The sequence below is a fragment of the Synergistales bacterium genome, assembly GCA_021736445.1.
GTDB lineage: Bacteria > Synergistota > Synergistia > Synergistales > Aminiphilaceae > JAIPGA01.
Genome location: JAIPGA010000006.1, coordinates 1 through 14279, shown reverse-complemented (window position 1 = coordinate 14279; position 14279 = coordinate 1). Strand labels below are relative to the sequence as shown.

The window sequence follows — 14279 nt, the reverse complement described above, 5'->3', positions numbered from 1 at the left end:
CGTGGCCATGGCCAAACGACAGAATGTGAATCCCAACAGGATGGAGCTTTCTCGGCTGAAGAAGCGCCTCATCGTTGCCAAACGGGGTCACAAGCTCCTCAAGGACAAACAGGACGCCCTCATTAAAGAGTTCCTGCAGCGGGCCAAAACACTGCGGCAGCTCCGGGAAGAGGTGGAGGAGCATCTCATGACCTGCCGGAAGAACTTCCTCCTCGCCCGGGCCCAGACGGTGCCCGCCGTTCTCGAACAGGCGTTGATGATTCCCGGCATCCAGAGCAGTCTCAATGTACGCTTCAAGAACGTCATGAGCGTGGAGGTGCCGGAATACGACATTGTCCAGGAGGGCAGTGTCCGCAACTACGGATTCGCCACCACCGGCGGAAGCCTCGATGTGGCCCTGGAGCATTTCTCCAGGCTGTTGCCCGAACTGCTCAAACTGGCTTCGGAGGAGAAGGCGCTCAATCTGATGGCTACCGAGATCGAGCGCACCCGGCGGCGTGTCAACGCCCTGGAGCATGTTCTGATCCCTTCCTTTGAGGAGACCATCCACTACATCACCATGAAGCTGGACGAACAGGAGCGCGCCACCCTGAGTCGGCTCATGGTGATCAAGGAGATCATCAGGGCCCACTAGCCGGAAGGCCCTGCAGCACGAGACTGCGCCGGCAGAACGACAGATGGGAGTGATCCGATGGGTGTTCCCTATCTTTCCATCCCCTTCGACGGCAACACTCCCCGGACAGCGGAGGCAGCGTGGATAGCGCCCTCCGCTGTCCTTATCGGGGAGGTTTCGCTCGGCACGGACGCCAGTGTGTGGTTCCATACGGTGCTCCGGGGGGATATCAAGCGGATCGAGGTGGGAGAGCGTTCCAACATACAGGACAACAGTACGGTCCACGTCACCCGGGAGCTCCCGGCCCTGATCGGAAGCGACGTGACCGTGGGCCACGGCGCCACGGTCCACGGCTGTACCGTTGGGGACGGGACGCTGGTCGGGATGGGGGCCACGGTCCTGGATGGAGTGGTGGTGGGATCGCACTCCGTGGTCGCCGCCGGTGCGCTGGTCCCGGAAGGCATGGCGATACCCCCCTGCAGTCTCGTCATGGGGGTGCCGGCGAAGGTGGTCCGTCAGGTCAGTGAAGAGGAGGCGGAGCGGCTGCTCCGCCAGGCGGGGGAGTATGTCCGTTTGGCAAAGGCCTACCGCGGCCGCTGATAGAGAAAGGGTCCGGCCGAAGCGAAACCGATCTTTCGGTATTCGAAGATCTGCTCCGTGGAACCCACAACGAGGTAGCCGCCGGGTTTCAGCGCGTTGAAGAACTTTCTGTACAGAAGCGACTTGGTCTCCGGGGAAAAGTAGATCACCACGTTCCGACAGAGGATCATATCGAAGTGCTCCTCCGAGAAGGCATCGTCGATGAGGTTGCCCCGGACGAAATTGACCCTGTCTTTGATATGCTGTTTGACGGTGTAGATATTCTCTTCTACAGGCTCCAGATGCCGCTGCAGCCATTCCTGAGGCACGTTGGCGAGCTGCCGCTTGAGATAGTGGCCCTTTTTCGCCTTGGCCAGGGCTCCCGCATCGATGTCCATGGCCTGCACCTTGGGCGGGACCTTGAGCCCTATCTCAGCAGAAAGGATGCCCAGCGAGTAGGGCTCTTCACCCGTGGCGGCGCCGGCGCTCCACAGGGCAAGCTTCTTCGATTTCCGCAGTTCCATGAGGTTCGGGATGAGACTGTCTCTGATCTCCCACCAGCGTGGGGGGTTCCGGAAGAACTCGGATACGTTGATGGTCAGGTAGTCCAGGAACTCCCGCAACCTGTCCTCGTTGTCTTTGAGGAGGCGGAAGAAGGCCGTGTAGTCGTCGATACGCCAGCGCTGCATCAACATGTGGACCCGGCGATGGATCTGGTATTTGTAGGAGTTCAGGTCGATGCCGGTGAGATTCCGGATCTGCTTTTTGAATTCTTCGTATTCGGGCGGGGCTGGATAAACGCGTTCGCTCATGGTATCCCTCTCCGTTTCTTGGACTGGTGTCGGCAAAGCGATGGTGCCTGTGGCGAGGAACGAACAATCGATGCTCTGTAGCCTGCTATTGTACACGGAACGCCGACGTGCTTCCATTTTTGCGGATCCCTGGTATAGTATCTCCCTGGTGAGTACTTCAGACCACCGCCGGTGCAAACCGGAGGAAAGTCCGGGCTCCGCAGGGCAAGACGCTGGATAACGTCCAGTGGGTGCGAACCCCAGGCTGTGCCACAGAAATATACCGCCCGGTACCCTGCTGTAGGTTCTATGCTGCTTTGGTTTCTTCCAAGTGCCGGGTAAGGGTGAAACGGTGAGGTAAGAGCTCACCAGCCGCCGGGCGACCGGCGGGCTAGGTAAACCCCGTCTGGAGCAAGACCGAATAGGGGGGGACGAGGCGGCCCGCTGACCCCCGGGTACGGTCGCTGGAGGGAGGGCGCGAGCCCTCTCCGAGATAAATGGTGGTCTTTGATACAGAACCCGGCTTACGGAGTGCTCACCGACGTCCCGTGTCAGGCCTTTCGCCTGGTGCGGGACGTGTTGCGCCGGGCCGCATGCCCGGTGGGGTTGCCGTGTCCCCTGGGGGTCAGCCTGTGGCCTCTTCGGCGGCGTGGAGCTGTTCCATCAATCTCTCCCACTGCGGAAAGAGTGTGTCGAGGGTTCCATTGATGTCGTTGAGGCGCCGCATCAGCGACTGTACCTCCTGAGCGTTCTGGAGCGTTTGGGGGTCGCAGAGCCTTTCTTCCACCTCGCTCTTTTCCCGTTCCAGCTCCTCGATCTGTTCTTCCAGCGGTTCAAGCTGGTCGGTGACCTCTCTCCGTTCCCGACCTTTCTGTTTGCGTTCCTCCGATTCCTTCCGCCGTGCTTCCTTCCGGGAGCGGGGCTGTTCCGGCGTCGGCGTTTTGGTGGCGGTGTCGCTGGATTGGGAGGCGGTATCCCCCTGCCGTTCGCGTTGTTCCGCCCGTTTCTCGATGAAATAGCTGTAGTTGCCGAGGTATTCGTGAAGTCCTCCCCCACGGACCTCCAGGACCCGCGTGATCAGCTGGTCGAGGAAGTACCTGTCGTGGGAGACGATGATCACCGTGCCCCCAAAGGAGAGCAGCGCGTCCTGGAAGAGGTCCTTGGTGGTCATATCCAGGTGGTTGGTCGGTTCATCGAGGATCAGCAGATTCAGCGGCTGGAGGAGGAGTTTGAGCAGGGCCAGCCGGGATTTCTCTCCCCCCGAGAGGAGTTGCACCGGTTTGTGGATGTCGTCGTCGCGGAAGAGGAATCCGCCCAGGAGATCCCGTTTCCTGCAGGCGTTGATCTCCGACCCCGTGTTGGTGATCTCCTCCCAGACGGTGCGGCTGTAGTCCAGGTTGTGCTGGCTCTCCTGGGAGAAGAAACCGAGGTGAACATTGTAGCCGTAGGCCACATCCCCAAGGGTGGGCGGCTCCTGCATGCTGAGCATCCTGCACAGCGTCGATTTCCCGGCCCCGTTCGCCCCCACAAGCGCCACCCGCTCCCCGCGCTGGACCTCCAGGGAGACACCATCGAAGACGGTGTTCTCCCCGTACTGTTTCCGTACATCCCTGGCTGTGACGACCTGCAGGCCGCTGCGCGGGCATTCGGGGAAGGCGAAGCGGACGCGTTGCGGTTCTTCGGGAAGCGTCTGCTCCTGCGCCTCCAGTTTCTCCAGCTGCTTGATCTTGCTCTGCACCTGCGAGGCGTGGCTGGCGGTGTAGCGAAAGCGGCCGATAAAGCGTTCGAGCTGCTGTTTCCGCTCCTGGAGCTGGGCCTGTTCCCTGCGGATCTGTTCGATATACTGGTTCCGCTTCTGCAGGAACTGGCTGTAGTTGCCCTGGTAGACCATGATCCGTTGCGATACCAGCTCGGCGATGCCGCCCATGATACGGTCGAGGAAACGATGGTCGTGGGAGATGGCGATGATCGTCCCGGAATGGGCCTGGAGATACTGTTCCAGCCATTCCATACTCTCGGTATCCAGGTGGTTGGTCGGTTCGTCGAGAAGCAGGATATCAGGTCTGGAGAGGAGCAGAGCGCTGAGGAAGATCCGCATCTTCCACCCCCCCGAGAATTCGCTGCAGGCCCTGGAGGCGGCACCGGGGGGGAACCCCAGGCCCGCCAGGGTTCTGCTCATCTCGGCTTCAAAGCCGTATCCGCCGAGGAGGTGGAACCGGTGGAGGACCTGGTCGTGGCGGTGGAGGAGCGACTGGAGTTCCCGGTCATTGTCGTGCTGTTTCCTTGCGCTCAGCCCGGTGATCCGCTCCTCGAGGCGGGCCAGTTCCGCTTCCAGCTGCGCCATACCTGTGTAGGCTTTGAGATAGGAGAGCACCGTGCCCTCGCCGAGAGCCACCGTTTCCTGGGGAAGGAATCCCAGCCGCGCCTTGCCAGGGGTGGTGACCGTACCGCTGTCCGGGGTCTCCTGGCCGAGCATCAGGCGGAAGAGCGTGGTTTTGCCTGCGCCGTTGCGGCCTACCAGGCCGATCTTGGCGCCATCCGGGATATGCCAGGTGAGGTTCCGGAAGAGTTGGGTCTCCCCAAAGCTCAGGTTGATCCCTTCGAGTTTGATCATCGATGACCGACGTCCTTTCTATGCTGCTGCATAGGAATTCTAGGGGTGCGGCGCCCTGCTGTCAAAATGGACGCTTTGAGACAACGGCGGTGGAAATCCTGTGCCGGTTCTGTGATAATGTCCGAGGTTTTCGGACTGCCCTGCAAAAGATAGAGGCAGTATCCTGAGGGAGGTTACAGTGATGTCGAGAAAGACAGTGGTGTACGGTCTGCTGGACAGGCCGCCGTTGCCGATCATGCTGCTCGCCGGAGCACAGCATGTGTTGACCCTCTTTGGGGCGACCACGCTGGTTCCGCTGGTACTGGGGCCTGCGATGGGGATGAATACGGCGCAGATCGCCGCCCTGATCTCCTGCGTCTATCTGGCCATGGGGATCGCGACACTGATCCAGACCAGTCCGTTGCTGGGGTCGGGATTGCCGATCGTGCAGGGGTCGAGCTTCAGCTTTATCCCCCCTATCATGACGGTGATCGGTATCTACGAAGCCATGGGGCCCGGCGTGATCATGCAGTATGTCGGGGGAGGTCTGATTGTGGGCGGTCTCTTCCTTTCGGTGATCGGATACAGCCGGATCGTGGGGTTGATCCGCAAGCTGATCACGCCGATCGTCATCGGGCCGACCATCATGGCCATCGGGTTTTCCCTCTACGATGTGGCCGTCAAGTCCAACGCCGCCCAGTACTGGCCGGTCTCGCTGCTTGTGGTGGTCTGTGTGTTCTTCTTTGGGCTGATGAGCAAAAACAGATACTTCAATATCTTTTCGGTGCTTTCTTCCGTGGTGATCGCCTACCTGGTCTGCTACATCGGCAGTGTCGCCGGGATCTTTGGGCCCGGCCATCCGGCCTTTGTGGATATGACGGAGATCGCGAACGCCCAGTGGTTCCGGTTCACCGGGTTGATGCACTGGGGGCCCCCGAAGTTCAGCTTTGTGGCGGTCGGTGCGCTGGCTGCCGGATTCTTTGCCGCCATGATCGAGTCCATCGGCGACTACCACTCCTGTTCCTATGCCGCGGGGCTCGACGACCCGAGCCCGCAGACCATCAGCAGGGGGGTTGGGGCTGAAGGCGCCAACTGTGCCCTGGCCGGTTTCCTCGGTGCCGTGGGGACCACATCCTACACCGAGAATGTCGGTCTCATCGGACTGACAGGTGTGGCCTCCCGCTGGGTGGTGCGGACCGGTGCCGTCCTGCTGATCATGATGAGCATGGTGGGGAAGCTGGGCGCCCTGGTCGCTACGGTACCCACCCCGGTGATCGGCGGTGCCTACATAGCGCTCTTCGGCACCATCGGCGCCCTGGGGATCCAGGTGCTCACCAGGGCCGACATGGGCAGTCAGCGGAATATCCTCATCGTCGGGTTTTCGTTCCTCATGGCGCTCGGATTGCCCGGCTGGGCGACCGAACAGAAGGCCTACTTTTTCGGTATCGGTGTCGCCGGACAGGTGGTCTGGGCCCTCATGAGCACGCCCATGGCCGTCGCCGGGATCTGTGCGGCCTTCTGGGATTCCATCGTTCCCGGGACGCCCGAGGAACGCGGTATCGGTGTCCCCATGCCCGGAAGCGAGCCGCCGGAGGAACCGAAACAGGAAGAGTAAAGGGAGCCGGGAACGTCGCCCGGTACTGAATCGATGAGCGCGGCCGTGGGGGAACCCGTGGCCGCGCTCATCTGTACTGGAGAGGAAGGATGCGCTCCAGTCTATTCCCGTTCCTCGCGGTTGAAGTGCTGACCCAGGCCCGCCGGCGCGCCGAGGAGCACGCCTTTGCCTTTCCGTACGGCGATAAACACAAGAACGACGATAGTGAGGATATAGGGCAGCATCAGGAGAAGGGGAGCGGGGACCCGGGTCCCAGCGGCCTGGATACGGAGCTGGAGCGCACCGACTCCGCCGAAGAGGTAGGAACCGAAGGCGGCCCGCAGGGGATGCCAGATTCCGAAGATCACCAGGGCGATGGCGATCCAGCCCCGGCCCGCCGTCATCCGTTCCACCCACATATGGCTGGTGACCACCGAGAGATAGGCCCCGCCCACTGCAGCGATCCCGCCTCCCAGCAGTGTGTAGAGGTACCGTGTCCTGGCCACGCTCAAACCCACCGATTCGGCGGACTGCGGGCTCTCGCCGACGGCCCGAAGACTCAGTCCGGGCCGGGTAGAGGAGAGGAAGAACCAGATCCCTGCGACCAGGAAGAAGGAGAGATACACCAGCGGATCCTGCCGGAACAGCACAGGGCCGAGAACAGGGATATCCCCCAGAAGGGGGAGATGGACAGGGGAGAGGCCCTGAATGGTCTTGCCGATGAGATCCCTGCCGAGCAGTGCGCTGGCGCCGGTGCCGAACATGGTGATGGCCAGGCCGCTGACCACCTGATTGGCTCCCAGGCTGACACAGAGCACGGCGTGGATGGCGGCGGCGGCCACACCGACAAGGAAGGCGACCCCCAGGCCGATCCAGGGCGACCCGGTGGCGAAGGTGGTCGCGAATCCGGAGAAGGCGCCGAGCAGCATGATGCCTTCGATCCCCAGATTGAGGACACCCGCCTTCTCCGTAAGGATCTCCCCCAGGGTTGCGTAGAGAATGGGTGTGCCGCTCCGTACGGCCGCGGCGAGGATCGGTATGAGAATGTCCATTACGCCCTGCCCCCTTTGCCCGGGAACCGGATTCTATAGCGGCGGAAGAAGTCCCCGCCGAGAACGGAAAAGAGGATCAGCCCCTGCAGAACCTGTACGCTGGACAGGGGAAGCCCCATGACGATCTGCAGCGTGTCCCCTCCCACCAGAAGGGCCCCCATCAGGAAAGAGACCACGATGATCCCCACGGGGTGGAGACGCGCCAGCCAGGCCACAATGATCGCCGTGTAGCCGTAGCCCACCGAGAATCCGGGCTGGAGCCTCCCTTGAAGGCCGGCGAGTTCGCACATGCCCGCGAGGCCGGCGACGGCACCGGAAAGAAACATGACCAGCACCACATTCCGCGTTGTGTTGATCCCGGCGTATTCGGCTCCCCTGGGGTTCTCGCCGGTGACACGTATCTCGAAACCCCATTGGGTCCACCGCATGAGTACCCGGTAGAGAACGGCAAAGAGCAGCGCCAGAAGGATCCCCAGATGGACCCGCGTCCCGAAGAGCTGAGGAATCCGGGCCGCCTCGGGAAAGGGCGGCGTCATGGGGAATCCAAGGCTTGTGGGATCCCTCCAGGGGCCGTAGACGAAATAGTCCAGGCCAAGGAGGGCGATGTAGTTCATCATCAGCGTGGTGATGATCTCGTTGACGTTCCAGCGGGCTTTCAGATACCCGGTGAGGGCTGCCCAGAGCCCCCCGGCGATGCCGGCGGCGAGGAACATGAGGCAGAACATCACGAACCAGTTGTCCACCGTTACATGTCGCACAAGGGCAGCGGATGCCAGGGCGCCCATCACAAGCTGTCCCTCGGCGCCGATATTCCAGAGGGTCATGGAAAAGGCGAGGGCTACGGCGATCCCCGCCAGGATCAGTGGGATCGCCTTGACGATGGTCTCCGAGAGACCATAGCTGTCGCCCAGCGCCCCTTTGAACATCTCCATGTAGGCTGTGACCGGCGAGACGCCCATCAGCGAGATCAGCATCCCTCCGAGGAGAAGGGCCACCAGAACGGCGACGGTGGGGATCACGAAGGATGTCCACCCTGGTGCGTCGTACCGGCGTTCAATGTGCATGGTCCCGAACATCCCTTTCCATATTCAGTTCGGAGATCGGCGTACCCGCCATCATCCGGCCGAGCTGTTGTTCCGTCACCGCCGATGTGTCGGTGACGGTCCCCATGATCCTTCCGGCGTGGATCACCGCCAGGCGGTCGGAGAGAGCCAGGAGCTCCTCGAGATTCTCGGAGATCAAAAGGATCCCCGCCCCCCGTTCCCTCTGCTGGAGCAGTGTCTCCCGGACAAAGGTGGTGGCGCCCACGTCCAGCCCCCAGGTGGGCTGCATGGCGATGATCGCCCTGGGGGTTCCCGTCAGCTCGCGGCCCAGCATGAGCTTCTGGAGGTTGCCGCCCGAGAGCATCCGCACGGGCACATCCAGCGAAGGTGCGCTCACGCTGTATCGTTCCACCAGCGAACCGGTATGACCGGCCACAGCCTCCCAGTTGATGAAGATGCCCCTGGCGAAAGGCGGGTTCCAGTAGTCGCGGAGCACGCTGTTTTCCCGAAGATTCATCGTCGCGATCAGTCCGGTTCCCTTCCTGTCGGCGGGGATATAGGAAATCCCGGCGTCGATAAAGTCCCGCGCCGGCCGGCCGGTCATGTCCTTTCCTTCAAAACGCACCGCGCCGGAGCGTAGCGGGCGCAGCCCGGCGAGGGCCTCGCAGAGCTCCCGCTGGCCATTGCCGTCGATGCCCGCGATCCCGAGGATCTCGTTGCCCTTCAGCTCCAGGGAGAGCTCCTTGACGGCTGGGAAGTCCTTGTCGTTCCAGGCGGTGATCCGCTCCGCCCGGAGCAGGGAGCGGCCGGCAGGCAGGGATGTCCGGTTGACCACGGGCACCACCTTCTTGCCCACCATCAATTCGGCGAGCTCCTCCTGACAGGTATCCCCGGTGTCCACGGTGGTGACCCGTCTCCCGCCCCGCAGGATGGTCACCCGATCGGCGGTACGCATCACCTCGTCCAGTTTGTGGGTGATGAAGATGACGCCGTGTTCCTCGGAGCGCATGGTCTGGATGGTGGCAAAGAGCCGTTCCGTTTCCTGCGGTGTCAGGACCGCCGTTGGTTCGTCGAGAATCAGGGTTTCGGCGTTCCGATAGAGCATTTTCAGGATTGCCACACGCTGCTGTTCTCCAAGGGAGAGCTGCCAGATCTTTGCTTCGGGGTCGACATGCAGACCGTACTGTCTGGAAAGGGATTCGATAGTCCGGATGATGCGGTGGGGTCGGAGGAGGAAGGGATGGGACTCCTGCCCGAGGATGAGGTTTTCCCAGACCGTCTGGACCGGCACCAGCATGAAATGCTGGTGGACCATGCCGATGCCGGCGTTGATGGCGTCCTTGGGATGCGAAAAGGAGTGGGGTGTTCCATTGATGCGGATTTCGCCCCGATCAGGGTGGTAGAGGCCGCAGAGCACGTTCATCAGGGTGCTCTTGCCGGCTCCGTTCTCGCCCAGAAGGGCGTGGACCTCTCCGGGCCGCACATCGAAATCGATGCTGTCGTTGGCGAGTTTGCCGAGAAAGGATTTGGAGATACCCCTCATGGTGACAATAGGTTCTCTGGTGTTCTGCAAAGGAGTGACACCTTCTTCCTCTTCTGCTGCATTCCGAACAGCTCGGCGTGAAAGGATCTCTGCGGTGGGGTATAGAAAAAGGGGGGCGCATCAGAGGCGCCCCCTCGGCAGTGTGTTCCCGATATCGCCTACTCGGGGATCTCGCCCTGCACGCCCTGGACGAACCAGCTCATGGAGAGCATCTGCTGGTCGGTCATCGATTCGCCTTCCGGGATCTTGATGTCGCCCTTCTGGTTCCGGAGCGGTCCGTCAAAGACATCCTTCTCTCCGGCGATGATGGCCTGCTTTTCGGCGGCTACGAGCTCTCTGGTCTCCTCGGAAACGGCGTCCCCGAAGGGCGCCAGGCCGACGAGCCCCTCTTTGAGGCCCCACCAGATATCCTCGGACTCCCAGGTGCCTTCGATGAGCTGCCCGACGACGCGCTTGTAGACCATCCCCCATTGCCAGATCGGTGCGGTGAGGTGTTTGGTGGGGGCGTACTGGGACATGTCGTTGTTGTAGCCCACCACGTAGACGCCCGCCTCCTCGGCGGCCTGAGGTGCGGCGCCTGTGTCGGCGTGCATGGCGATGACGTCGGCGCCGGAGTCGATGAGGGCCTTGGTGGCCTCCTTTTCCTTACCGGGATCGAACCAGGAGAAGAGCCATACCACCTTCACCGTGACATCGGGGTTGACCTTGCGTGCGCCCAGGGTGAAAGCATTGATGCCCCTGATGACCTCGGGGATGGGATGGGCCGCCACGAAGCCGATGACATCCTTGTCGGTGGCGTTGCCGGCAACCAGGCCGGAGAGGTAGCGGGCCTGGTACATCCTGCCGAAGTAGGTCCCCACGTTCTCGGCGCGCTTGAATCCCGAGCAGTGCATGAAGGTCACGTCGGGGTGGCGTTTTGCGGCCTCCATGACAAAATCCATGTACCCGAAGGAGGTGGCGAAGATCAGTTTGGAGCCGTTGCGGATGAAGGTCTCCATGACGCGGACCGAATCGGGGCCCTCGGGAACCGATTCGACGATACGGCTGTCCACCTTGGGGTAGGCCTCCTCCATGGCCAGCCGCCCCTGTTCGTGCATGTAGGTCCAGCCACCGTCGCCAACCGGGCCGATATAGACAAAACCGGGGTTCAGTTCTTCAGGTGGAACAGGACCCATCGTTGCGGCGGGGGGAGCAGCCGCCGTCAGGCAGAGAGCGAGCGCGAGCAGAATACCAAGCGGTTTCATGACAGTTCATCCCTCCATATGGAATGCTGAGCCGGTCTACCGGCATGTTGCTTGATGGTATCAAAGTACACAAATTCCTCTTTCAGGTCAACGGTTTGTTGCGGACACTCCCGACGATACCGTGTACAATGCCGACACAGTCGGCATCACACCATAACACGAACAGGGAGAGATAGCATGGGGAGCAACAGCAGTCGGTATACCCTCAATTTCCCGGTCTCCTGGGACCAGCTGCACCGGGACAGCCGGGCGCTTGCCTGGCGATTGCTCGGCAGCGGCGCCGCCTGGGAGCGGATTATCGCCGTGGTCCGCGGCGGGCTTGTGCCTGCGGCGGTGATCGCACGCGAACTGGACATCCACTATGTGGATACGGTCTGTGTCTCCAGTTACACGCTGCGGGAGCAGGGGCCGCTCTCGGTGCTGAAGGAGATCCAGGGAAGCGGCGAAGGATGGCTGATCATCGATGATCTGGTGGATACCGGCAAGACCGCCCGCGTGGTCCGGGAGATGCTCCCGAAGGCCCATTTCGCGACGGTCTACGCCAAGCCCGACGGCCGCCCCCTGGTGGACACCTTCGTCACCGAGGTGAGCCAGGATACCTGGATCCTCTTTCCCTGGGACTCGCAGTCCCAGTTTGTGCGTCCCCTGGTCGACAACGGGTAGTAGGGAGAAGCGGCGGGCTGCCGGATTCGCACCGGGGCCCGCCGGCTACGCTATTCCCCCTTCCGGGGGCTGTCGGCGGTCTCTCCCGCCGGTACCGCCATATGGCCGGTCTGTTCCAGCACCCGGGAGAGGGAGGCCACCGTTCCGGCGATATCGGAGAGGTTCTGCGGAACGATCATGGTGTTGTTCTCCCGGGCCAGGTGGCCGAACTGTTTCACGTACTGCTCGGCGATCCGCAGATTGACGGCCTCGGAGCCCTGGGGCCGGCTGATGGCCTCGGCGACCTTGGCGAGCCCCCGGGCCGTCGCGTCGGCCAGCCGTTCGATCTCGCCGGCTTCTCCCTCTGCCTCGTTGAGCCGCTTCTGCTTTTCCCCTTCCGAACGCTGGATCATCTCCTCCCGGTCGGCCTGGGCGCTGTTGATCTGGGCCTGCTTCTTCCCTTCCGACGTGGCGATGGTGGCCCGCTTCTCCCGTTCCGCCTTCATCTCCGACTCCATGGCCTGCCGGATCGATTCCGGAGGGGAGATATTGCGCACCTCGTAACGTGTCACCTGGACGCCCCAGGGATCCGAGGCCTCGTCGACGGCGCGGATGATCTTTTCGTTGATGCGTTCGCGTTCCTCGAAGGTCTTGTCCAGCTTCATGGTGCCGATAATAGAGCGCATGGTGGTCTGGGAGAGCTGGATAGAGGCGAACTCGTAGTCGCTGACGCCGTAGGAGGCCTTCACGGGGTCCACCACCTTGTAGTAGAGGACGCCGTCAACGTCGATGGAGACATTGTCCTGGGTGATGCACATCTGCGGGGGCACGTCCTTTGCCTGTTCCTTCAGCGAATGACGGTAGGCGACCCGGTCAAAGAACGGCATGACCAGGTGCAACCCCGAACTGAGGGTCTTTTTGTACTTGCCGAGCCGCTCGATGACGTAGGCGTTCTGCTGCGGGACGATCACCCCTGACTTGAACACCAGGGTGATGACAACAATGATTCCGACAACAATGCCCATGAGGTACATGAGTCCAAACGAGATCTGCACAGCTGTTCCCTCCTCGATAGTGGCGGTTTGCTTTCAGTATAGCACGCTGGTTCGTTGTTTCGGTGGTGTCCCGTGTCGGCGGCGAACCCCCGCTTTTCGTAATGCCGAAAGGGTGTTCCCGCGGCGTGTGCTCCACCTCAGGCGATCGAGGCGTGTCTGAAGTGGAAGCGCCCCGTAAAGGGGTCCATCGAAACGGAGAGATCCCTGCAGCCCCGCTCCAGACGCGCCGCGACACCGCTGAGGGTGACGTCTACGCCTGGCGTGGAGGAGCCGCTCAGGGAGAAGGTGGCGTTCCCCTGGAGATGGAGGAGCAGGTCGTGGAGGTAGAGCAGGCGCTCCTGGAGCTGCATGAGCTCCCGTGACCGTTCCCCGAATCTCCGTGCCAGCTTCTGCGCGTCCTGGGGAGACGTCCCGGAATCCAGGCTCCGGAGCCGGCTGCTGAGTTCCACGAGAACCTTCTTGCATCTGTTGATGCGGATCGGGAGGAGACGGTATTCGAAAAGAAGGGCGGTCCGGGAGACGCCGGGTATGGAGATCCTGGTGTCGTTCCAGCGGGCGGCGTGGATGTTGTTGGCGTGGACATGGGCGTTCGCCTTGATCGACGAGGAGGCGAGGAGGCCCTTCTTCCCCTGGGCCTTGACGCCTGTCCGGGCCTGGACGAGGGAGCGGGAGAGGTATTCGTTGACCACCACGGTTTCGGCCTCGATGATGGCCTCGTCGATGTACCCCGCACGCACCTCCCCGCCGGCGCGGAGATGCCCGCCGCCCCGGCCGAGCACGCCCCGGAATACGGTGATGTTGCCCTTCCGGCTCTCCAGATAGGCCCTTCCCACATTCCCCCGCACCTCCACGTGTCCCTCGGTGACAATGTTGCAGCCGTCCCTGACGTGGCCTGTCACCAGGAGATGGCCGGAGGAGGAGGGCGAGGCGGTTTCCGGGGAGAGGTCCCCTTCGACGATCTCCAGCGGTTCCACCGCGGTGGCCCCGCCCCGCCAGACCAATGTCCCCTGCTGGGTCGCGATGATGGATCTCCCCTGCAGCGCCAGCCCCCGGCCGAGGATGGAGGCGGGATGCCTGCCGCCTGCTGCGGGGATTGTGCGCCCCGTGACGGTGTGTCCCGGTTCCCCGACGGAAGGCGGGAGGTACTGTCCCACCGTCTGTCCGGATGAAACGGGAACGATGCTGTTGAGGAGGTAGGAGATCACCGTGCCGTCGTGCCCATGTACAGGATTCGACGAGGGGCGGGAGGTGATGAACGAAAACCGGCCGTCGCCTCCCGGGACGGCCCGGGTGCCCTCGGCGGCCAGTACCTCCGGCACGGCCGCGCCGGACCGGCTCTTCCCGAGAGCGGCGCGGATGGCATCCAGCCGGATGCCGTACACCACACCCGCCCCCTCCAGCGTCTCCAGCAGGGTGTGGGGATCGGTCCACCCGGCCGGGAGCCACAGATAACAGGCCATTTCGTCGTCGGTGATGCGGAGTCTCGGCACCCCCACACCGGTGGCCAGGCTGCCCACCGGTGTGGGGGTG

At 62.5% G+C, this 14279-nt stretch carries 12 protein-coding genes and 1 other RNA gene; 5 read left to right on the top strand and 8 right to left on the bottom strand.

Features of this window, described 5'->3' with window-relative positions; translation table 11 throughout:
- The first annotated feature begins 7 nt into the window (after positions 1-7).
- Together K9L28_02030 and K9L28_02025 are read left to right on the top strand one after the other, a co-directional pair.
- Positions 8-634, top strand: coding sequence for a V-type ATP synthase subunit D (locus K9L28_02030; protein MCF7935113.1), 627 nt, complete (start codon positions 8-10; stop codon positions 632-634).
- A 57-nt stretch (positions 635-691) separates the two neighbouring features.
- A complete protein-coding gene (locus K9L28_02025; protein MCF7935112.1) occupies positions 692-1213 on the top strand; it encodes a gamma carbonic anhydrase family protein in 522 nt (173 codons plus the stop codon).
- On the opposite strand, the gene K9L28_02020 is transcribed toward K9L28_02025, so the two are convergent.
- Positions 1198-2004 carry a protein-glutamate O-methyltransferase CheR gene (locus K9L28_02020; protein MCF7935111.1) on the bottom strand — a complete coding sequence of 269 codons (807 nt, stop codon included), beginning with the start codon at positions 2002-2004 and terminating at the stop codon, positions 1198-1200. The genes K9L28_02025 and K9L28_02020 overlap by 16 nt on opposite strands.
- Before the next feature lie 149 nt (positions 2005-2153).
- Between K9L28_02020 and rnpB the strand changes: the two genes are divergently transcribed.
- An RNA gene (rnpB, locus tag K9L28_02015) (RNase P RNA component class A) lies at positions 2154-2525 on the top strand.
- Positions 2526-2608: 83 nt separating this feature from the next.
- Here rnpB and K9L28_02010 read toward each other — a convergent pair.
- The gene (locus K9L28_02010) at positions 2609-4597 is read right to left on the bottom strand and encodes an ABC-F family ATP-binding cassette domain-containing protein (protein MCF7935110.1); all 1989 of its coding nucleotides are present in this window, start codon (positions 4595-4597) and stop codon (positions 2609-2611) included.
- Positions 4598-4778: 181 nt separating this feature from the next.
- Between K9L28_02010 and K9L28_02005 the strand changes: the two genes are divergently transcribed.
- On the top strand, positions 4779-6191 hold the full coding sequence (locus K9L28_02005; GenBank protein ID MCF7935109.1) for a purine/pyrimidine permease: 1413 nt from the start codon (positions 4779-4781) through the stop codon (positions 6189-6191).
- 101 nt (positions 6192-6292) lie between these two features.
- On the opposite strand, the gene K9L28_02000 is transcribed toward K9L28_02005, so the two are convergent.
- From K9L28_02000 to K9L28_01985, 4 genes are all read right to left on the bottom strand, one after another.
- Positions 6293-7222: an ABC transporter permease gene (locus tag K9L28_02000; protein ID MCF7935108.1), complete on the bottom strand. Its 930-nt coding sequence runs from the start codon at positions 7220-7222 to the stop codon at positions 6293-6295.
- A complete protein-coding gene (locus tag K9L28_01995) occupies positions 7222-8286 on the bottom strand; it encodes an ABC transporter permease (GenBank protein MCF7935107.1) in 1065 nt (354 codons plus the stop codon). Before K9L28_01995 ends, K9L28_02000 begins: the two co-directional genes overlap by 1 nt.
- Positions 8276-9808, bottom strand: a complete 1533-nt coding sequence (locus tag K9L28_01990) for an ABC transporter ATP-binding protein (GenBank protein MCF7935106.1) — start codon at positions 9806-9808, stop codon at positions 8276-8278. The genes K9L28_01995 and K9L28_01990 overlap by 11 nt, the downstream gene beginning before the upstream one ends.
- A 158-nt stretch (positions 9809-9966) precedes the next feature.
- The gene (locus K9L28_01985; GenBank protein MCF7935105.1) at positions 9967-11052 is read right to left on the bottom strand and encodes a BMP family ABC transporter substrate-binding protein; all 1086 of its coding nucleotides are present in this window, start codon (positions 11050-11052) and stop codon (positions 9967-9969) included.
- A gap of 177 nt (positions 11053-11229) precedes the next feature.
- Between K9L28_01985 and gpt the strand changes: the two genes are divergently transcribed.
- A complete protein-coding gene (gpt, locus tag K9L28_01980) occupies positions 11230-11715 on the top strand; it encodes a xanthine phosphoribosyltransferase (protein ID MCF7935104.1) in 486 nt (161 codons plus the stop codon).
- 50 nt (positions 11716-11765) lie between these two features.
- On the opposite strand, the gene K9L28_01975 is transcribed toward gpt, so the two are convergent.
- Positions 11766-12749, bottom strand: coding sequence for a paraslipin (locus K9L28_01975; protein ID MCF7935103.1), 984 nt, complete (start codon positions 12747-12749; stop codon positions 11766-11768).
- A gap of 137 nt (positions 12750-12886) precedes the next feature.
- A partial coding sequence (locus tag K9L28_01970) for a FapA family protein (protein MCF7935102.1) occupies positions 12887-14279 on the bottom strand: 1393 nt, incomplete at its 5' end.